The following is a 21671-nucleotide window of genomic DNA, read 5'->3' on the forward strand; positions in this document are numbered from 1 at the left end:
AATGACGACACTAGATAACGTCTTTCATTTAAACGATGCTCATACCACTATCAAACGTGAGTTAATTGCTGCTTTAACCACTTTTGTTAGTCTCTCCTACATCCTTTTTGTTAACCCTAATATTTTACACGCAGCTGGGATAGATAAAGGTGCTGCTTTCACAGTTACTGCAGTCTCAATCGCAATTGGTTGTTTTATCATGGGCTTTGTGGCTAACTACCCCATAGCTCTTGCGCCAACACTAGGTAGTGCTGCGTTCTTCGCTTACAATGTTTGTGGCGAAATGAAAATCAACTGGCAAACCGCATTAGCAGCTGTCTTAGTTGCATCTGTCTTGTTCATCTTAATCACAGTTTTAAAACTACGTGAGAAAGTAGTCGATGCAATTCCGCAAGACTTAAAGTATGCTATTTCCGCCGGAATCGGTTTATTCATTGCTTTTATTGGCTTGCAAAACGGCAAACTCATCGTTAACAGCGATTCTAGCTTAGTAACTTTGGGTAAGTTTAACTCACCAGCTGTTTGGATTACACTTTTTGGGTTAACCTTAACTGTCATTTTAATGACAATGAATGTTCCAGGTTCAATTTTTATCGGGATGGTTGTGACGGCTATCTTTGGTATTCTTATTGGTCAAGTCGAAGTGCCAAAAGCAATCATTTCAACTGCTCCAAGCATTGCCCCAACCTTTGGCCAAGCTGTTTTTCATCTAAAAGATATTAATACACCTCAGCTGTTCATGGTCGTCCTAACATTTTTACTAGTTACTTTCTTTGATACTGCAGGTACCTTGATCGGTATGACTGAACAAGCTGGAATGGTCGATCAAGATGGCAAAATTCCACGTATTGGTAAAGCCTTCGTTTCTGACTCCCTAGCAATGGTTGAAGGGGCTGTTTTGGGAACTGCCCCTCTTGGTACATCAGTCGAATCCAGTGCCGGTATTGCAATGGGTGGACGAACAGGATTAACCGCAGTTTTTGTTGGTATTTTCTTCTTAATCTCAATGATTTTTAGTCCTTTATTAGCAGTTATTCCAACTACTGTTACTGCACCCGCCTTAATAATCGTAGGTGTTTTAATGGCTGGTAACCTTAAGAAAATTAACTGGGATAAGTTTGAAATTGCTTTTCCTGCATTTTTAACAGTTATTGGCATGCCACTTACCTACAGCATTTCAGACGGTTTAGCACTTGGAATGATTGCATACCCAATCACCATGATTGCCTCTAAGCAAGCTAAAAAGGTCTCACCGATGATGTACGTGCTGTTAGTAGTATTTGTCATCTTTTTCTTGATTACAAACATGTAGCTCAATTAGACTAGCCAAAAAGCCACTTCATAATGAAGTGGCTTTTTTCTTTACGGTATTCTAGAATTTATAAAAGATGATTATTATATATTTTTCCTAGCAAAAAGACCAGTCAAAGTCGAAACTTAACTGGTCTTTTTTGTTACACGTGTAACACAGCTTATTTTTCTTCATACCATTCAGTGTGATATACACCGTCGCGGTCATTTCTGAAGTAAGTGTGAGCACCAAAGTAATCTCGCTGTCCTTGAATCAGGTTAGCTGGAAGACTTGGGTTAAAAATGGATTCCAAATAATTAAGAGATGCACTTAACGTTGGAGTAGGAATACCAGCCTTAGTTGCTAATTCAAGTACCTTACGCAATGCAGGTAAATTTTTCTCCATTAAATCTTTAAAGTAAGGATCTTGGAACATATTATCAAGTTGTCTACCTTCGGCAAAAGCTTTTTCAATATCCTTTAGCATAGATGAACGAATGATACAGCCAGCTTCCCAAGATTGGGCAATAGCTGGATAACGCAACTCCCAATTATACGCATCAGCTGCCATCTTTAATTGCTGGAAACCTTGAGCATAGGCAACGGCCTGACTTAGTTGCAAAGCTTTTCCAAGATTATCAATTAAGTCTTCAGGAACTTCGCCTTCCCACTTAATTTCCTTGCCTTCACGCGTTGTTGCCTTAGACATAAATCTACTGATAACAGCTTCTGCAATCACACTAATTGGTACACCCAAGTGTACACCGTCTTCAAGCATCCAGTTACCTGTACCCTTGTAGGAAGCTACGTTCAAGATATGATCAATGACATGATCTGGAGTCAAATCGTCTTCTTGCTTCAAAACTTCTGAGGTGATTTCACTCAGATAGGCTTGAACCAGACCCTGATTCCAATCGGCAAAAATTTCTGACATTTCATCGTTAGTTTTTCCGGCAACCTTACGCAAGATATCATAGACTTCGGAAAATTCTTGCATAATTCCATATTCGATACCGTTATGAACCATTTTGACATAGTGTCCACTACCCTCAGGTCCAATAAAACTAACACAAGGATGACCATCATCGTTCTTAGCAGCGATTGCTTCTAAGATTGGTGCAACTTCCTTGTATGCTTTTTCATCGCCACCAGGCATTAAAGCAGGGCCATTTAGAGCACCTTCTTCACCACCGGAAACACCCATTCCAATAAAGTGAATCCCATGTTCTTCCATTTCATGGAAACGACGATTAGTATCGTGGAAGTTTGAATTACCACCATCAAGTAAAATGTCACCTTTATCAAGCAAAGGTAACAGCTTGTGCAAGGTTTCATCTACTGGCTTACCAGCCATAATTTGAATCAAAATTTTGCGTGGTTTTTCAAGTGAATTAACAAATTCTTCCCAAGAATAAGTTGGTTTTAGCTTATCATCCTGATATTCTGCAAAAGCATCAACTTCTTTTTTATCGATACTAAAGCCTGAAACGGAGAAGCCACTATTTCTAACATTTAAAGCTAGGTTTTTACCCATGACGGATAAACCAATAATCCCGAACTGTTGCATATATATTCCTCCATCGTTCAAGTTCATACTCTATTATTATACTTGTATGAAAGCAAAAAAGCGAAACTTTCAAGAGTCTCGCTTTTTTGAGTTCTAATATTAAATATTAGTGTGCTGAAGCACCTGAAGTTGTATCAGGTTCTTCTTCTGGTTCAGGTTCTTCCTCTTCAGCTTCGGAAGCGCCTGAAGCAGCATCTTCAACCAAACCATACTTATCAGCAAAGTAACTAAATGGTTTCAATGCTTCTGCTTGATACTTCTTAACGAATTCAGGATCGTCAAGTGTGTTCAATTCAGTTGAGTAAGGCATGTCATGAGTGAACTTAATGTCAATTAACATTGGTCCATCCATTTGCTTGAATTCCTTAACTGCGTCTTCGAATTCCTTCTTAGTACGTACAGTTACACCCTTAACGTTCATACCTTCAGCAACTTGTGCCCATTCGTTGTTTGGTAAGATAACACCTGATAATGGTTGGTGTGATTCATCAACTTGTTCAGCTTCGATGTATCCTAAAGTGTCATTAGTGAAGACAACGTTTAAGATATGCATGTTGTAACGAGCTTCAGTCAATAACTCTTGACTCATCATTGCAAAACCACCGTCACCGCCTAAGTTCCAAACTTCACGTTCTGGGTGAACAGTTGCAGCAGCGATTGCAGCTGGAGAGCCAAAGCCCATAGTTGCGTACAAACCTGAGGTTGCCCAAGTTTGTTCATCGTGCAAGTTTACCAAACGTTGGAAGTCAATGTTGATGTTACCAACATCAATAGCAAATTGTGCGTTGTCGTCAGCATATTTGTTGATGATGTCAAAGATTGGCTCACGACGAATTGGCATTTCGTCTGAGTCATCAAAGCTGTGCTCCCAGTCTTCCCAGTTCTTGCGGTCAGCAATTGCAGCCTTGTAAAGTGGTGATTCTTCACGAGCTTCACCAGCATCAATCATAGCTTGCAAAGTCTTAGCACCGTCAGCCAAAACTGGAACATCTACTGCATGACGCTTACCCAATTTTTCTGGGTCAACATCAATTTGAACAACCTTAGCCTTTGGATCAAAGAAAAATACTGAGAATGGCGAGTCGTTACCTACCCAAATAACCGCATCTGCGTGCGTTTGAATATCGTCACTTGGCTTAGGAGCAACACGACCAATTGAACCCATGTATGCTGGACATCTGTCTTCAACAACACCCTTAGCCATAACTGAAGACATCAAAGGAGTCTTGAATTTTTCAGCGAACTTCTCTAAAACATCACCGTGACCCTTCATACCTAAACCGAAGTAAACAACTGGGTTCTTAGCTTCTTCAAGAATCTTAACAGCTGCGTCAATTTCTTCTTTCTTAGGAGCTGCGTAGTTAGGAATAGCTTGCAATGAATTGTAAGTTACACGGAAGTTATCGTTAATCTTTTCCCAACCAAAGTCTTTAGGAAGGATTAATACAGCTGGACCCTTCTTAGCATAAGCTTGACGAAGAGCTTCATCCATCATTGATGGAATTTGATCTGCGCGCTTTATTTGGTGATTCCAAACTGCAACGGGATCAAACCAAGGCTTTTCATCGAAAGCTTGGAAGAAATCCATGTCTTGACGACTGGTGGGAACGTTAGCAATGATGGCTACCATTGGAACCTTGTCGTACTTAGCGTCGTATAAACCGTTCATTAAGTGAACGGCACCTGGGCCAGCTGAACCAAAACATACACCAGCTTGACCAGTGAATTTATATTCAGCTGCAGCAGCTAAAGCGCCAGCTTCTTCGTGCCGTACTTCAATATACTTTAATTTTCCCTTAAAGTCGTGAATAGCATTCATAGTTGAGTCGAATGAACCACCCGGGAAACCATAGATATGATCAATATGCCAGTCCAATAAAACTTGGAGCATAGCATTTGCGCCATTAATTTTTGCCATTTTTAAAGTGCATCTCCTTAAATACATTTACTTACATATTGTATTAAAACATATAATTTCACAATTTCAAGTGAGGAAAACCAACGTGGTAATTGAGATGTAAGCGCTATGCAAAAATATCAATTTCACAAAGATGCAACTGTAAAATGTCATTTTTGGATAACAGCAATAATTAAATTTGTGATTCTTTGATCATTCGACCATTTTTTGTGAATTTTTTTGATTTATTCTCTTTCGAAAAAATATTTTTGCTTTTTGAATTTTTTTACAAAATTTAATTTTTAATTTTTGAATAGCGACCATTTTGCACGTAAACGCTTAAAATGGCAAGATCAGCTGGGTTTACACCTGAAATTCGCTCAGCTTGTGCGAGAGTCTCTGGTCGAATTTTCTCAAATTTTTCTCTTGCTTCCGTTGCTAAACCTTCAATTGCTTGGTAGTCAATATCAACCGGAATCTTCTTAGCTTCTTGCCGGTGTAACCGATTAATTTGTTGCTGTTCCTTTTTAATGTAGCCTTCGTATTTAACGTTAATTTCAATTTGTTCCTTGACATAGCGCTCATTAGAAATGTGCTCATGGGTTAATTTTTCAATGTCGTCAATCTTGACTTTTGGTCTACGCAAAAAGACATCAGCTTTGACCCCAGCCTTTAGCTTCTCCTCGCCAATACTTGCAAGATAATTTTGCACTTCTTCATTTGGATGAACGGTTATTGATTTAACTGCGTGCTCCGCTTGAATAATCTGCTCTTTTTTAGCTAAAAACTTGGAGTATCGTTCTTCAGAAATTAGTCCTAATTGGTAACCGTAATCGGTTAGGCGCAAATCGGCGTTATCATGACGCAAAATTAAGCGATATTCAGCTCGAGAAGTTAATAGCCTGTATGGCTCCTCGGTCCCTTTTGTAACTAAATCATCGATTAAAACACCAATATATGCTTCATCCCTGCCTAAGGTAAAGCCAGACTGGCCAGATGCTCGTAAAGCAGCATTGATTCCAGCAATAAGTCCCTGACCAGCTGCTTCTTCATAGCCAGAGGTACCGTTCATTTGTCCAGCTGTAAAGAGATTTTTAATATTTTTAGTTTCTAGTGTGTGCTTCAGTTGCCATGGGTCAATTACATCATATTCAATTGCATAGCCTGGGCGCATCATTTCAGCATCTTCAAGTCCAGCTACAGTGTGTAACATCTCAAGCTGAACTTCTTCTGGCATTGAAGTTGAAAAGTCACCAACATAGACTTCTTCGGTGTTCTTTCCCTCTGGCTCCAAAAAGATTTGATGACGCTGCTTATCCGCAAAGCGAACCACTTTAGTTTCAATCGAAGGACAGTAACGTGGTCCCACACCCTTGATTTCGCCTGTAAACATTGGCGATCGAGTCAGATTATCATTAATAATTTTGTGCGTGTAGCGGTTGGTATAAGTCATCCAGCAGGATACCTGATCTTTGAGGTAATCTTCATCCCTACTTTCATATGAAAAATGACGCGGAACCTGATCTCCTGGCTCTTCTTCGGTCTTAGAATAATCAATTGTATTACTATTTACTCTAGGAGGAGTACCAGTCTTAAAACGGCGTAACTTAAAGCCTAATTTTTCCAAATTTTCAGATAATTTAATCGCTGGAATGGTGTTGTTAGGACCAGAAGAATAATTTAATTCACCAATATAAATTCGTCCACGTGCTGATGTTCCAGTTGTTAGAACCACACTTTTAGCATGATATCTAGCACCAGTATTTGTTACTACCCCTTGGCAGACACCATCTTCAACCAATAACTCATCAACTGTTGTCTGACGCAAAGTTAAATTAGGTGTTTCTTCAATCACACGCTTCATTTGTTCATGATATTGCCACTTGTCAGCTTGTGCACGTAAAGCCTGAACTGCAGGTCCCTTACCCGTATTTAACATTCTCATCTGAATATAAGTAGCATCGATATTTTTCCCCATTTGGCCGCCAAGTGCGTCAACTTCACGCACAACGGTTCCTTTTGCAGGGCCACCAACAGATGGATTACATGGCATAAAAGCCACCATATCTAAGCTGATTGTTAATAGTAATGTTTTTTGGCCCATTCTAGCACTTGCCAATGCAGCCTCGCAGCCGGCATGACCTGCACCAACAACAATTACATCGTAAGCATTCGAATCATAGCTTTTAATCATTTTTACACCTATTTTCCTAAACAAAATTGACTAAATAACTGGTTTACCAGCTCATCAGGGCTGCTCTCTCCAGTAATTTCACCTAAAGTATCCCAAGCACCATTAAAATCTATTTGTGCAATATCAATTGGAACATCAATTTCTAGTGCCTTAATTACTTCATTGAGTTGCGTTTTGGCTTTTTCCAGTAATCCTGACTGACGCTGATTAGTAACCAATACTTGGTCATTTGAATTTTCAATTCCATTGAAAAAGAGCTCTTTAATTGCTTGCTTCAATTGATCCAGATTCTCTTGCTGTAGAACTGAAATCGCAATTACTTTACTACCAGTCAATTGCTTGATTTCATCTACCGTTACCTTTTGGCCTAAATCGGTTTTATTCAAAAGGACAATTCGCTTCTTATCATTAGTTGCAGCAATCAAAGCATGATCTTCAGCAGTTAGAGGCTTACTTGAATCGAATAATAGTAATACCACATCTGCCTTAGTTAGTGCTTTTCTGGAACGTTCAACACCAATTTTTTCAACTTTATTATCGGTATCGCGAATACCAGCTGTATCGATTAATTTCAGTGGTACCCCTTCCACTGAAACATATTCTTCTAGAGTATCACGAGTCGTTCCCGCCACATCCGTTACAATGGCTGTATCGCTCTTAGTTAGATAATTGAGCAAAGAAGACTTACCAACATTAGGCTGACCAATAATTGCAGTTGCTAAGCCGTTACGTAACGCCGTTCCTTCTGCAGCAGTTTTAAGCAGGTCATCTATTTCTGATATTACAGTCTTTGACGTCGCAATCATTTGCTTAGCCGTTACAGTATCGGCATCATATTCAGGGTAATCAATGTTAACCTCAACGTTTGCTAAGACGTTTAAAATTTCTTGGCGCATCCCCTGGATTTTTTCTAACAATCCACCTTCAAGCTGTTTTTCCGCAACTTGGCGTGCTCGGTCTGTCTTAGCTCTGACAACATCCATGACACTTTCAGCTTGGGTTAAATCAATTCGTCCATTAACAAATGCACGCTTGGTAAATTCACCAGGATCAGCCATTCGTGCACCAGTTTTTAATAGTAACTGCAAAATCCGATTGGTAACGACAATACCTCCATGACAGTTGATCTCAACTATGTTTTCACGTGTAAAAGTTTTAGGTGCGAGCATAACTGAAACCATTACTTCATCAATAACTTCTTTATTTGTGGGATCAATGATGTGTCCATAATGAATGGTATGACTTGCCGCCTTAGTCAAATTGCCGCCCTTAAATACTTGATTGGCAATTTTTACAGCATCTTCACCAGACATTCTAACAATCGAAATTCCACCCTCACCAATTGGAGTTGAAATCGCTGCAATCGTATCAAATTCTGTTAAAGTTTGCGCCATGATATTTTCCCCTTTTCAATAAAAAAAGCGCATTATAACACCATGAATAAACCATGATGTATAAAGCACTTTGACTACTTTATCTAAATCACTTTAGATTGAATATTTACTTTTTATTACGCTTTAACCGTTTATATGTCTTACGCAGTTTACGCTTACGCTCGCGTTCAGCTTCAGCTTTTGCTTCCTGCTCACGACGATATTTAATTGGGTTTTGTAAAATAAACGTTTGTACTACTTGGAAGAGGTTAGAAACTACCCAGTATAAAACAATTGCTGATTGGAAGTAGATTCCCATCACACCAACCATAATTGCCATACCATAAGTCATAATCTTCGACGAGAAGTTTTGTGACTCCTTCGGAGTTGATAATTGACTGATATATGTCGACAAGAAAGTTAGAACCATCGATAAAATCGGCATAATAAAGTACTGATCCGGTTTACCTAAGTCCATCCACATAAAGTGACCAGTCATCAATTGTGGCGTTTGCGCAATCGCACCATACAATGCAAGCATAACCGGCATTTGAATTAGTAGTGGCAAGCAACCAGCATAAGGATTAATTCCTGCTTCTTTATAAAGCTTGTTGGTTTCTTGTGAAAGCAAAGTTCTCGATTCAGTATCGTTACCAGGATATTTTTTGCGCAATGCATCAATTTCTGGCTGAATACCTTGCATCTTAGTTGTACTCTTAATTGAAATAGCACTTAGTGGGTACACAATTATACGTACAATAATAGTAAAGATAATAATTGCCCAACCATAATTATTGCCAATAATCTTAGCAAGCCATAGTAAAAACGTTGACATGTAGTAAATGACCCAACGATTCCACCAATTGCCACTAGTATGCGAAACAGGTGCAGGCTTGCTACTTGTCGCACAGCCTGTTAAGACGACAGCGACCATCATTACTGTAAGTACAATAAGTATTCGCTTGACATTCTTTTTAGTTAAAATGTCTTTCACTCTAATCTTCCTCAACTTTATCTGGTATCTCTTCTATGACATTAGCCAAAATGAGTGCATGAAACAGGTTCTTCCGAATTTCAGTCATACTAAAATCACGGACATACGGGCGTGCAATCACCAAAAAATCGATTTGCGGTTCAATTCTTGCTTTGTTTTCAGTAAGCACTGCGCGAATATAACGCTTGAGTCGATTCCGGACTACAGCCGTATGACCGACCTTTTTACCGACAGAAATACCTACGCGAAAGTGGGCATTTTCTGGCTTCTCTATTTTATAGATAACAAAGGCCCGATTTGCTACTGAATTACCAGATTTAAAAACTCGTTGAAAATCATTTTCTGTTTTAACTCGATAAGACTTTCTCAAAACGCTTCATTCCACTCTTTGATATTAAAAAAACCACTGGGATTTCAGTGGTTTAAGCAGATAAGACTTTTCTACCCTTTGCACGGCGTCTAGCCAAAACCTTACGGCCGTTTGATGTGCTCATACGCTTCATAAAGCCATGAACGCGTGAACGGTGACGCTTTTTAGGTTGGTAAGTTCTTTTAGTTGTCATTAAACTACACCTCCATTTTTAATATGCTAACTGCACAATTTAGTATCTAGAATATCATGATTAAAGTAAAAAACCAAGGAAAAACTAAAAAAGATGTCGTAAATTACCAATTTAGGGATAATTTGCTACTTAGTTTCAGCTGTTAGCGGCAAATCTCTTATAAATAGCTCAAGTTTTTTATTTATTCAAATTAAAAATCTTATTTTCTTGATCTACGCGCTATAGCAAAAATAATCATCTCGATAATTAACACGAATGCAAAGAAACTTGCGAAAACTGCTAAAGCTACCCAACGCAAGCTTGTTGTTTGAGCAAATCCTGATCCATCAGTCTTTCGAAACCAAATTATTGCCGCAAACAAGATAAAAAGAATAGAAAGAACAATATTGGTATTACGATATTGATGCTTCGTGATTAAATCATTTCCTAAACTTTATCTGGTACCTCTTCTATAACCTAGACTCCAATATATGCTAGTTACCTATAATAATTAGCAAATTTTTATATAATACTTTAGCTCCTTTAAGTAATATATGTAAAATAAAAGAAAATTCCAAAAGATTAGGAGAAAATTGTATGTTAAATCGTAATAATAAAATACAGGCATATCACACATCTTCAGCCGCTGACCTATTAAAAGAAACTATGGCTGACTTTAAGATTACTGAAGATGATTTAGCAAAGCGACTTGGCATTAATCCAGAAAAAGTTTCTCAAATTTTAAATCGTAAAGCTTTTGTTGATGAGAAAACTGCAGTAAAAATACAAGAGGTTCTAGGAATATCAAGTAGTCTGCTACTTAATTTGGATATTAATTTCAATTCTGAAAAGGTACCTAACAATTAAAGTTTGAAAAACTCACTAAAAGTGAAAATCTACTTTTTCTAAAACCATATAGTTTTGTTTCGAGTTATGTTCGTGTCAGTACACGTGACCAAAATTATATTTTCGCGGCATCCTAAGTCAATTCACTCTCATTTGGGATGCTCTTTTTATACGCACTTTTTGCTGCAAATAATATGTCATGACAAAAGCGAAAATGTTTCACTGCTCAGAGGTAAAGTTTTCTCATAACACGAACTTTACCTGTTTAAAATTTTGTTGTGTTTTTTATCCACAGAAAGGCAATCACAGAACTTTACACAGCTTTATGCACAGTCCCCAACCTGTTTAAAAACTTATTCACAGCATGTGGATATTTCGCCACTAAAATCGCTTGATTATCTGCTACTACAATAAAAAATATCCACATAATTTGTTGTATATTACTAAAATTTTTGCATCCATCATCTAAAATTTGTGTATTTTAATTAAAAAATAATCCACAGCTTGTGACTTTTGGATTATTATTATTCACTTGTGGAAAACATTTTTATTAGATGGTAAAATAGGTTTTGCTTAACGTTATCGGAGGGACTTATTTTGTTTGACATCAATAAATTTTGGCAACATTTTAATGAAGAAATGCGTGCACGCTTTAACGAGGTCGCATACAATGCTTGGTTTAAAAATACTAAGCCTATTTCTTATGACAAAAATACTCATGAATTAAAAATTGCCGTCCAAAATCCGGTAACAAAGGGTTATTGGGAAAAGAATCTAGCATCAGAGTTAATTCAATCTGCATACGGGTACGCTAATATTGAGGTAATTCCTGTTTTTCAAATTGAAGGCGACACTAGTAGTGAACGGATAGTAACCCCTAAGCCTCAAGCACAAATTACGCAAGATAGAATTCAACCCTCAAGCGATAATACATTTGTCCGTAACCTTAAGCTAAACGACAAATATACTTTTGATAATTTTGTTCAAGGTGAAGGAAACAAGTTGGCTGCCGGTGCTGCCTTAGCAGTTGCCGATAGTCCAGGTAGTTTTTACAATCCGTTATTTATCTTTGGTGGCGTTGGTCTTGGTAAAACGCACTTGATGCAAGCGATTGGTCATCAAATGTTAGCTGAGCGGCCAAATGCGAAAGTCGTTTATATTCAAAGTGAAACCTTCGTCAACGATTTCATTAATTCGATCAAAAATAAGTCGCAAGATCAATTTCGTGAGAAATATCGAACCTGCGACTTATTGCTAGTTGATGATATTCAGTTTTTTGCTAAAAAAGAAGGTATTCAGGAAGAATTCTTCCATACATTCGAAACCTTATATAATGATCAAAAGCAAATTGTCATGACTAGTGACCGGTTACCAACCGAAATTCCTGATTTATCAGAAAGGCTGGTTTCACGGTTTACCTGGGGCTTACAAGTTGAAATTACGCCACCTGATCTGGAGACGCGAATTGCAATTTTACGCAAAAAAGCTGAAGCCGAAAATCTGACAATCGATGACAGTACACTTGACTATATTGCCTCTCAGGTTGACACCAACATTAGAGAACTCGAAGGATCTCTAGTTAAAGTCCAGGCACACGCAACGATTGAACATGAAGACATCAATGTAAACTTAGCACGAGAAGCTTTAGCCGATTTGAAGTTAGTTCAAAAGAATCAGGGATTGCAAATTTCTAAAATTCAGGAAGTTGTTGCCAATTATTTTCAAACCTCAACTTATGAGTTGAAAGGAAAAAAGCGGGTCCGCCAAATAGTGGTACCGCGCCAAATTGCAATGTACCTTTCGCGAGAGCTAACCGATTCAAGTCTACCTAAAATAGGTCAAGAATTTGGTGGTAAAGATCATACGACTGTGATGCATGCCTGCGAAAAGATCAGTCGCGAAATTAAAACTGATTCTGATATTAAGACTGCAGTGTTCGATTTGAAGCAAATGCTTGACCACTAATTCAATAGTGAAATGTGGAAAACTTTTGCTCTTGTACACATTTTCTTAACCGTCACGATTACGTTATTTTAGGGATGTTAATGTTTTTCAACAGAAAACACAGGACCTACTAATACTACTTAATTATATATATAATTAATATAAATAAAACAGACACAAACTCAGGAGGTAACAAATGAAATTTACCGTAAATCGCAATCTCTTTGTCGACAATCTAAACAATGTAATGCATGCTATTTCTTCACGTGCAACAATTCCAATATTAAGCGGAATTAAACTTAACCTAACTGAAGATGAATTAATCCTAACTGGTAGTGATACTGAAATTTCAATTGAAATTCATATTCCTGTCAGTGAAGACTTAACAGTCGAATCTACTGGATCAGTGGTTTTACCTGCCCGTTTCTTCAGCGAAATTATTAGACGTTTACCTGGTAAGGAATTTTCTTTAGAAGTAAAAGAGAGTTTCCAAACCCAAATTATTTCTGAAAATAGTGAATTCATAATTAACGGTCTTGATGCAAACAACTATCCAAGATTACCGGAAATTGCTGACGAGTCCTCTTTTGTCATTTCTGGAAAAACATTCCGCGAAATTATTAATGAAACTCAGTTTGCTGTTGCTACTCAAGAAAGTCGCCTCGTCTTAACTGGAGTTCATTTCAATTTTAGTTCTGATAAAATTCATGCTGTTGCAACTGATTCGCACCGTCTCTCGAGTCGTGCCTTAACTTTGGAAAACGGTCCGCAAGTTAAGACAGATTTGATTATCCCAGGAAAAAGTTTGCTAGAACTAGCTCGTATTATTGGCGAAACAGATCCAGAAATTAAAGTTTGTCCTGGTGAAAATCAAGTACTGTTTGAAATTGGCAACATTTTATTCTATTCACGCTTACTTGAGGGCAGCTACCCTGACACTGAACGCTTAATTCCAACCGAGAGTACAACAACAGTTGAATTTGATTTGTCTGAATTATCCAGTGCGCTTGATCGAGCAAGTTTGCTGACACATGCTGGTCGGAATAACGTTGTTGATTTAACCCTAGACACTGAAAACCAAACTGCTAAATTGTCAGGTGAGTCCGCTGAAATTGGTAACGTTGAAGAAGATGTTAGCTTCAAAAAGCTTGAAGGTAATAACTTAAAGATCTCCTTCAACCCAGACTATTTACGTGACGCTTTGCGTGCATCTGTCACTGATGCAGTAGTAATGGACTTCACCCAACCATTACGTCCGTTTACTGTTAACCCAGATAAGGACGAAATTGATTTTGTCCAACTGATTACACCAGTTAGAACTTTCTAAGAAATTATTTAGACTAAATAAAAAGAAAAAGTCATCGGTCGATGGCTTTTTCTTTGCCCATTTTTTCAAAAACAAGCCAAAAAGGCTGTTCTTTTATTTTTGGTGTCAACTGCCGTGATGTGTTTATTTGAAAAAAAACGTTTCTAGGGCGTTATATTGCGTTTAAAGTTGTGTTTTGGGTCCCAAAAGCCTATACTAACTATAGTAATTAAAGTGATGAAGGTGGATATTATCAAGGAATTTAAGGTAAAGGGTGAGTATGTAACTCTTAGTCAATTTTTGAAGGAGGAAAGCATTATTTCCTCTGGTGGTCAGGCCAAATGGTATCTGCAAGATAATCCTGTGTTATTTAACGGGGCAAAAGAAAATCGACGTGGTAAAAAAATTAGACCCGGCGATCAGATTGAGGTTGACCACGAAACATATCAGTTTCGGTAATTTTAATGTATCTCAAGCATTTTATTGCGCAAAATTATCGCAATTTAGAACAGCTCGATGTTGATTTTGATCCTAATGTCAATATTTTTATTGGGCAAAATGCACAAGGAAAAACTAATCTACTTGAAGCAATCTATTTTTTAGCATTAACACGATCCCATAGGACGAGTAGTGATAAAGAGTTGATTGCTTTTGGCAAAGATTTTGCAAATATTTCTGGTCATGTATACAAGAGCCAGGTTGATGTCTCGTTGCGTGTTTTACTAAGCAAAAAAGGTAAAAAAGTCTGGATTAATCGAGTGGAACAGGCTAAGTTATCCAAATATGTCGGACAACTAAACGCCATTTTGTTTTCACCAGAAGATCTTGATTTAATCAAAGGTGCGCCTTCGTTAAGGCGCCGATTTATGGATCAAGAATTCGGTCAGATTAATGCGGAATATTTGTATTTTGCTGGTAAATATAAGCAAGTCTTACAGCAAAAAAACAATTACTTGAAGCAGTTAGCAAGTGGGGCTGCACATGACACCTTGTTTTTGGATGTTTTGTCAGATCAACTTGCAGGTGTTGCAGCAGAAGTGATTGTACGCAGATTCAAATTTCTGCATTTCTTAGATAATTATGCTCAAAACGCTTATACGAGCATTAGTTCTAGCAATGAAAAACTTAAAATTAGTTATCGACCTTCAGTTAAAGACATAACAGAAGACGATGATGTTGAAACTGTTTATCAAAAATTGCTTGCTAGTTTTCAGAAAAACAAGCAAATGGAACTGCTTAAAAAGACAACTTTAAGTGGGCCACATCGGGATGACATCGAATTTAAATTGGATGGTAAGGATGCCCATTTATATGGGTCTCAAGGGCAGCAGCGTACGATTGCTCTGAGTGTTAAACTCGCTGAGATCCAACTGGTTCACCATCTGACTAGTGAATATCCATTACTTTTACTTGACGATGTAATGAGCGAACTCGATCATAGCCGCCAAAGTGCCTTACTTAACTATATCCATGGTAAGACACAAACTTTTATTACAACAACAGATCTTGAGGGTATTTCCTGGGAAATAATCAAGAAGCCGAAGGTATACCGAATTAAATCTGGGAAGATTTATTTAGAAGAGGGGAAAATGAATGGCAGACAAGAGTAACGAAGACCTCAATCAAATAGAAAAATATGAAAAAGAAGCCGATAAGTATGATGCCAGTCAGATTCAAGTCTTAGGTGGACTTGAAGCTGTTCGTAAACGGCCCGGTATGTATATTGGCTCGACTAGCTCTCAAGGCCTTCATCACTTAGTTTGGGAAATAATTGATAACGGAATCGATGAAAGTTTAGCAGGTTTTGCGACAAAAATCGAAGTTACCATCAACGAAGATGGTAGTGTTACCGTTCAAGATGATGGACGTGGTATTCCAGTCGATATTGAAAAGAAGACTGGTCGTCCTGCGCTTGAAACTGTTTTTACAGTTCTTCATGCCGGTGGTAAATTCGGCGGTGGCGGATATAAGGTTTCTGGTGGTTTGCATGGTGTTGGTGCTTCAGTAGTTAACGCTTTATCTACAAAGCTTGATGTTACAACAATGCGTGATGGCAAAAAGTACTATATCGACTTTAATCATGGACGCGTAGACCATGAAATGAAAATGACTGGTTCGGTCCCACTTTCAGAGCATGGTACAATTGTTCATTTTTATCCAGATCCTGATATTTTCACCGAAACCACGTCTTTTGATGATCAAATCTTAAAGAATAGAATTCGTGAACTTGCCTTTTTAAACAAGGGTCTAAAATTAACCTTTACGGATAAACGTAAGGACAGTGCAGAAACAGATGTTTATCACTATGAAGGTGGTATTCAAGAATATGTTTCATTTTTGAATCGCGACACAGAGGTTTTGTTTGATAAACCGATATATGTTGAAGGTGACTTTAATGACATTAACGTCGAAGTTTCGTTGCAATATACACAAGGCTATAAAACAACCTTAATGACCTTTGCTAACAATATTCACACCTATGAAGGTGGGATGCATGAAGCGGGCTTTAAGACCGCTTTAACACGTGTAGTTAATGACTACGCGCACAAGACTAAGTTGTTAAAAGATAATGATGATAACTTGTCAGGTGAGGACATTCGTGAAGGGATGACAGCGATTGTTTCAGTTAAGCACCCGAATCCGCAATTTGAGGGGCAAACCAAGACCAAGCTTGGTAATTCTGATGCTAGAACAGCTGTAGACCGTGCTTTTTCAGAAACATTCACCTCGTTTTTGATGGAAAATCCGCAGGTAGGACGCAAGATCGTTGAAAAAGCGCAATTAGCTGAAAGAGCCAGAACTGCTGCCAAAAGGGCACGTGAAGTTACAAGAAAAAAATCCGGACTGGAAATTGCCAATTTACCAGGTAAGTTAGCAGATAACACCAGTAATGATCCAACAATTTCAGAATTATTTATCGTTGAGGGTAATTCAGCTGGTGGTTCTGCAAAGCAGGGACGTTCTCGTTTGACGCAAGCTATCTTGCCAATTCGTGGAAAAATATTAAACGTTGAAAAAGCTTCAATGGATCGGATTTTGGCTAACGAAGAAATTCGTTCACTGTTTACTGCTTTGGGAACAGGTTTTGGTGCTGATTTTGACGTTTCAAAGTCTCGTTATCACAAATTAATCATCATGACGGATGCCGATGTTGATGGCGCGCATATTAGAACTTTATTGTTAACGCTGATTTACAACTACATGCGTCCAATGATTGATAAAGGCTATGTTTATATTGCACGTCCACCTCTATATCAAGTTCGTCAGGGTAAGGTGATTAAGTACCTTGATACCGATGAAGAGCTACACGATTACTTAGGTAGTTTGCAACCTAGTCCAAAACCGAACGTTCAACGATACAAAGGATTGGGCGAAATGGATGCTGACCAGTTGTGGGATACAACAATGAATCCTGAAAATAGACGCCTTGATCGTGTTAGCCCAGAATATGCCAAAAACGTTGATGAAGTTTTTGAACTTTTGATGGGTAATGAAGTTGCACCAAGACGAAGCTTTATTGAAAATAATGCTAAATATGTTGAAAATTTGGATGCTTAGGAGGTTTAAATGGATAACGACAATCAAAGTCAAGATCACAGAATTAGAAATGTCGATTTGACCAATGTGATGAACAGTTCGTTTTTGGACTATGCGATGTCAGTTATTGTGGCTCGGGCCTTGCCTGATGTGCGCGATGGCTTGAAGCCAGTTCAACGTCGTATTCTTTATGGAATTAGCGAACTGGGCGTTACACCAGATAAACCATTTAAGAAATCTGCCAGAATTGTTGGAGAAGTTATGGGTAAGTTCCACCCGCACGGAGACTCCTCAATTTACTTGGCTATGGCACATATGGCACAGGACTTCAGTTACCGGTATATGTTGGTTGATGGCCATGGCAACTTTGGTTCTGTCGACGGTGATGAACCAGCCGCAATGCGTTATACCGAGGCGCGGATGAGTAAAATTGCCGTTGAAATGTTGCGCGATATCAACAAAAATACGATTGATTGGCAACGTAACTATGATGATGAAGAAAACGAGCCGGTTGTTTTACCAGCCAGAATTCCTAACCTTTTAGTCAACGGAACTAGCGGAATTGCTGTCGGAATGACGACAAACATTCCGCCACATAATCTTGCCGAAGTTATTCAAGGCATTCATATGCTGATGGATAATCCAGATGTGTCAACTAAGGAACTGATGAAGGCAATTCCAGGTCCGGATTTCCCAACTGGTGGGACAATTATGGGCCGTGGTGGAATTTACCGGGCCTATGAAACAGGACGCGGCAACATTGTTGTTCGAGCAAATACAACAATTGAAACTGAAAAAAGTGGTCGTGAACGAATTGTTGTAACCGAAATTCCTTACTTGGTAAATAAGGCTGAATTGGTTAAGAAAATTGCTGATCTAGCTCGCTCTAAGACAATAGACGGGATTACCGGTGTTCGTGATGAGTCCGACCAGTCTGGGATGAGAATCACAATCGACGTTCGTCGTGATGCTAGTGCAAGTGTTATTTTGAATAACTTATTTAAGCTGACTCAAATGCAGGCTAACTTCGGAATGAACATGGTAGCAATCGTTGATGGTGCGCCACATTTCCTTAGTCTTAAAGAGATGCTGCAATACTACTTGAAGCATCAAGAAGACGTTGTTACACGCAGAACTAAGTTTGACTTAGCTAAGGCTGAAGCAAGAGCACATATTCTAGAAGGTTTGAAGATTGCTCTTGACCATATTGATGAAATTGTTCATATTATTCGTCAAAGTGAATCAAGTGATATTGCTAAGGCTGCCTTAATTAGTCGTTTCGGCTTAGATGACAAGCAATCACAAGCTATTTTGGACATGCGTCTGGTTCGTTTGACTGGATTAGAACGTGACAAAGTTGAAGCTGAATACAACGAATTAAAGGTTAAGATTGACGATTACAAGGATATCTTAGCTAAGCCAGAGCGAATTAACGAAATCATCTATGAAGAACTGCTTGATATTGAAAAGCGGTTTGGTGATGAGCGCCGGACCAAGATTGGTGAAGGTGAAGTTATTTCAATTGAAGATGAAGATCTAATTGAAAAACAAGACGTTTTATTAACTTTGACACACAGCGGCTACATCAAACGGATGTTAATTAACGAATTTAAGACACAAAACCGTGGTGGTAAAGGCATTAAAGGAATGGGTGTTAAGGACGGCGACTTTATTGAAAAGCTGATCTACTCAAGTACTCACGATATGCTTTTATTCTTTACCAATAAGGGAAAGGTCTACTCGAAGAAAGCCTACGAAATTCCTGAATTTGGTCGAACAGCGAAGGGCTTACCAATCGTTAACTTACTTCAACTTGAAAAGGGTGAGAAGATTCAGACCATTATCAACGTTGAAGAAGATGCCAATGATCAATACCTCTTCTTCATTACCAAGATGGGAACAGTAAAGCGCACTAGTGTTAGTGAATTTGCTAATATTAGAAATAGCGGTTTAATTGCGTTAACCTTGCGTGATGGGGATGAATTGAGCAATGTTTTGACAACTGATGGCAAACAAGATGTCTTGATTGGAACTCATCTAGGCTATGCTGTTCGCTTCAACGAGTCAGCAGTTCGTTCAATGGGCCGAACTGCTGCTGGTGTACGCGGAATTAACTTACGTGAAAATGATTATGTTGTTGGTTCTGGTGTTGTTAAGGATAGCGATGAAGTTCTTGTTATTTCTGAAAAAGGTTATGGTAAACGCACCTCAGCTAGTGAATATCCAACTAAAGGGCGTGGTGGTAAAGGAATTAAGACCGCTAACGTTACGGAAAAGAATGGACCACTATCTGGTGTAACTGTAATCGATGGAACACAAGATATCATGGTCATTACGGATGATGGAATCATGATTCGTTTCAAGGTTGATAATGTTTCTCAAACTGGTCGTAGCACAATTGGTGTTCGCTTAATTAAGGTTGGCGATGACAGTAAAGTAGCTAGTCTTGCTGTTGTTCCAGCCGAAGCAGATCAAGAAGTTGGCGATGCAGAAGAAACTGAAACACCAACTGAAGAAAATGATTAATAAAAACAAATAAAAATTATCAGACTGTTTTACGTATTTACTGTTATGAGAATAGAAAATTCTCAGAGGATCACGTGAAGATAGTTTGGTAATTTTTTGTTTTTGTGCTAAAATTAGAGATTGCGAGTAATAAAAAAGAATTACTCCTTGTTCTTGATTTTTAGCAAGAACCATTTAGTCCAAAAGGAGGTGCACTAGTAATGACAACTACTAAGTATGAAATAACTTACATTATCAAGCCTGATATTGATGAAGAATCAAAGAAAGCTTTAGTTGAAAACTATGATAAGGTTATTGCCGATAACGGTGGTACGATGGTTGAGTCAAAAGACTGGGAAAAGCGTCATTTCGCATATGAAATCAATAAATATCGTGAGGGAATCTATCACATTATGACTTTCACTGCAGAAAACGCTGACGCAGTTAATGAGTTTGACCGTTTGTCTAAGATTGACTCTGCTGTTTTACGTTCAATGACTGTTAAAGTTGGATAATAAAACAAAAACTTTATCGTTTTCGTGATTTAGGAAAGGAAGGACCTGAAGTATGATTAATCGAGTTGTACTTGTTGGCCGTTTAACACGTGATCCTGAATTACGTACTACTGGGAGTGGAATCTCGGTTGCTACGTTTACTCTTGCCGTTGATCGTCAATATACTAACGCTCAAGGTGAGAGAGGTGCGGATTTTATCAGCTGTGTCATTTGGAGAAAATCAGCAGAAAACTTCTGTAATTTTACATCTAAAGGTTCACTTGTTGGTATTGATGGCCGAATTCAAACCAGAAGTTACGATAATAAAGATGGGCAAAGAGTATATGTAACAGAAGTTGTCGTAGACAACTTTGCATTGCTTGAATCACGCAAAGATCGTGAAGCCCGTGGTCAAAATGGTGGATTTGCACCAACTGACAACGGAAACTTTGGTAATCCAAATACCAATAATCCGCAAAATATGGGAACATCTAATCAGAACAACCCAGTAGGTAATCAACCAGATTCTATGCAGGATCCGTTTGCTGGCTCGGGTGATACAATTGATATCTCTGATGATGATCTTCCATTCTAATTTCTAAGAAAGGACCGAGGATATGGCTCAACAAAGAAGAGGTGGCGGCCACCGTCGTCGTAAGGTTGACTTTATCGCAGCCAACCACATTGATTACGTTGACTACAAGGACGTTGATCTGTTGAAACGTTTTATCTCTGAAAGAGGTAAAATCTTACCACGTCGTGTCACTGGCACCAGCGCTAAGAACCAACGTAAGGTAGCTAAGGCAATCGAAAGAGCTCGCATTATGGGCTTGTTGCCATTCGTTACTGAAGACTAAAACAAATAGTTTTGAACCCTTTAGCCGGATTAAGTTTTGGCTAGAGGTTTTTTTATGTTTAGGATTGCTAAGTTTATGATTATGTGAAAACTAGTGCGATATTTCTATCGTTTCTAAAAGTAAAATCAGTGCTTAATAAGGAAAATTCGCATAGGGTCTGAACATACATAGGTAAGAGTTATTAGTTACTTAACAGCAAAATATAAATGATATAATTGGTAAAAGTGATAGAGAAGCTACAATACTTGATTATTCTTAGCTTTTATTTACTATTACCAATTTACTAATGAACATGTAAATTATTAAGTATTTATAAGTTTACTG

19 protein-coding genes are annotated in these 21671 nt (G+C 38.3%); 11 read left to right on the top strand and 8 right to left on the bottom strand.

The features are described 5' to 3' along the window. Window position 1 precedes the first annotated feature (1 nt). The gene (locus H3R21_RS05295; RefSeq protein WP_198183576.1) at window positions 2–1312 is read left to right on the top strand and encodes an NCS2 family permease; all 1311 of its coding nucleotides are present in this window, start codon (window positions 2–4) and stop codon (window positions 1310–1312) included. 160 nt (window positions 1313–1472) lie between these two features. Here the strand turns inward: H3R21_RS05295 and gndA are convergent, their stop codons facing one another. The 8 genes from gndA to H3R21_RS07570 all read right to left on the bottom strand — a co-directional run bounded on the left by gndA (window position 1473) and on the right by H3R21_RS07570 (window position 10294). Next, the gene (gene gndA / locus H3R21_RS05300; RefSeq protein ID WP_198183578.1) at window positions 1473–2858 is read right to left on the bottom strand and encodes an NADP-dependent phosphogluconate dehydrogenase; all 1386 of its coding nucleotides are present in this window, start codon (window positions 2856–2858) and stop codon (window positions 1473–1475) included. A gap of 106 nt (window positions 2859–2964) precedes the next feature. Further along, window positions 2965–4776 carry a pyruvate oxidase gene (gene spxB, locus H3R21_RS05305; protein ID WP_198183580.1) on the bottom strand — a complete coding sequence of 604 codons (1812 nt, stop codon included), beginning with the start codon at window positions 4774–4776 and terminating at the stop codon, window positions 2965–2967. A gap of 274 nt (window positions 4777–5050) precedes the next feature. Further along, entirely contained in the window at window positions 5051–6949 is a 1899-nt protein-coding gene (gene mnmG / locus H3R21_RS05310; protein ID WP_198183582.1) for a tRNA uridine-5-carboxymethylaminomethyl(34) synthesis enzyme MnmG, read from the bottom strand. An 8-nt stretch (window positions 6950–6957) separates the two neighbouring features. Beyond that, window positions 6958–8343 (bottom strand): tRNA uridine-5-carboxymethylaminomethyl(34) synthesis GTPase MnmE, encoded by a 1386-nt coding sequence (mnmE, locus tag H3R21_RS05315; protein WP_198183584.1) that lies wholly within the window; start codon window positions 8341–8343, stop codon window positions 6958–6960. A 106-nt stretch (window positions 8344–8449) separates the two neighbouring features. Continuing rightward, on the bottom strand, window positions 8450–9316 hold the full coding sequence (locus H3R21_RS05320; RefSeq protein WP_198183586.1) for a membrane protein insertase YidC: 867 nt from the start codon (window positions 9314–9316) through the stop codon (window positions 8450–8452). Between the two features lies 1 nt (window position 9317). Beyond that, window positions 9318–9686 (bottom strand): ribonuclease P protein component, encoded by a 369-nt coding sequence (rnpA, locus tag H3R21_RS05325; protein ID WP_198183588.1) that lies wholly within the window; start codon window positions 9684–9686, stop codon window positions 9318–9320. A 52-nt stretch (window positions 9687–9738) separates the two neighbouring features. Continuing rightward, a complete protein-coding gene (rpmH, locus tag H3R21_RS05330) occupies window positions 9739–9879 on the bottom strand; it encodes a 50S ribosomal protein L34 (protein ID WP_003549412.1) in 141 nt (46 codons plus the stop codon). 199 nt (window positions 9880–10078) lie between these two features. Further along, complete coding sequence (locus H3R21_RS07570) at window positions 10079–10294, bottom strand: DUF3923 family protein (protein ID WP_370628107.1); 216 nt, start codon at window positions 10292–10294, stop codon at window positions 10079–10081. Between the two features lie 161 nt (window positions 10295–10455). On the opposite strand from H3R21_RS07570, the gene H3R21_RS05340 reads away from it, so the two are divergent. The 10 genes from H3R21_RS05340 (at window position 10456) to rpsR (ending at window position 21347) form a co-directional block, all read left to right on the top strand. Continuing rightward, window positions 10456–10725, top strand: a complete 270-nt coding sequence (locus tag H3R21_RS05340; protein ID WP_232352329.1) for an HTH domain-containing protein — start codon at window positions 10456–10458, stop codon at window positions 10723–10725. Between the two features lie 576 nt (window positions 10726–11301). Next, entirely contained in the window at window positions 11302–12669 is a 1368-nt protein-coding gene (gene dnaA, locus H3R21_RS05345; RefSeq protein WP_198183592.1) for a chromosomal replication initiator protein DnaA, read from the top strand. A 175-nt stretch (window positions 12670–12844) separates the two neighbouring features. Beyond that, complete coding sequence (gene dnaN / locus H3R21_RS05350; RefSeq protein ID WP_198183594.1) at window positions 12845–13975, top strand: DNA polymerase III subunit beta; 1131 nt, start codon at window positions 12845–12847, stop codon at window positions 13973–13975. 216 nt (window positions 13976–14191) lie between these two features. Beyond that, entirely contained in the window at window positions 14192–14413 is a 222-nt protein-coding gene (yaaA, locus tag H3R21_RS05355; RefSeq protein WP_074426251.1) for a S4 domain-containing protein YaaA, read from the top strand. 5 nt (window positions 14414–14418) lie between these two features. Next, the gene (gene recF, locus H3R21_RS05360) at window positions 14419–15564 is read left to right on the top strand and encodes a DNA replication/repair protein RecF (protein WP_198183596.1); all 1146 of its coding nucleotides are present in this window, start codon (window positions 14419–14421) and stop codon (window positions 15562–15564) included. Continuing rightward, the gene (gene gyrB / locus H3R21_RS05365) at window positions 15548–17512 is read left to right on the top strand and encodes a DNA topoisomerase (ATP-hydrolyzing) subunit B (protein ID WP_046305690.1); all 1965 of its coding nucleotides are present in this window, start codon (window positions 15548–15550) and stop codon (window positions 17510–17512) included. Before recF ends, gyrB begins: the two co-directional genes overlap by 17 nt. A 9-nt stretch (window positions 17513–17521) precedes the next feature. Beyond that, complete coding sequence (gene gyrA, locus H3R21_RS05370) at window positions 17522–20017, top strand: DNA gyrase subunit A (RefSeq protein ID WP_198183598.1); 2496 nt, start codon at window positions 17522–17524, stop codon at window positions 20015–20017. Between the two features lie 200 nt (window positions 20018–20217). After that, complete coding sequence (gene rpsF, locus H3R21_RS05375; RefSeq protein WP_046305694.1) at window positions 20218–20511, top strand: 30S ribosomal protein S6; 294 nt, start codon at window positions 20218–20220, stop codon at window positions 20509–20511. A gap of 52 nt (window positions 20512–20563) precedes the next feature. After that, the gene (gene ssb, locus H3R21_RS05380; RefSeq protein ID WP_046305696.1) at window positions 20564–21085 is read left to right on the top strand and encodes a single-stranded DNA-binding protein; all 522 of its coding nucleotides are present in this window, start codon (window positions 20564–20566) and stop codon (window positions 21083–21085) included. A 22-nt stretch (window positions 21086–21107) separates the two neighbouring features. Beyond that, on the top strand, window positions 21108–21347 hold the full coding sequence (gene rpsR, locus H3R21_RS05385) for a 30S ribosomal protein S18 (protein WP_046305698.1): 240 nt from the start codon (window positions 21108–21110) through the stop codon (window positions 21345–21347). Window positions 21348–21671: the final 324 nt, after the last annotated feature.

This window comes from Lactobacillus sp. W8172, assembly GCF_016102055.1.
GTDB classification, from domain to species: domain Bacteria; phylum Bacillota; class Bacilli; order Lactobacillales; family Lactobacillaceae; genus Lactobacillus; species Lactobacillus apis_A.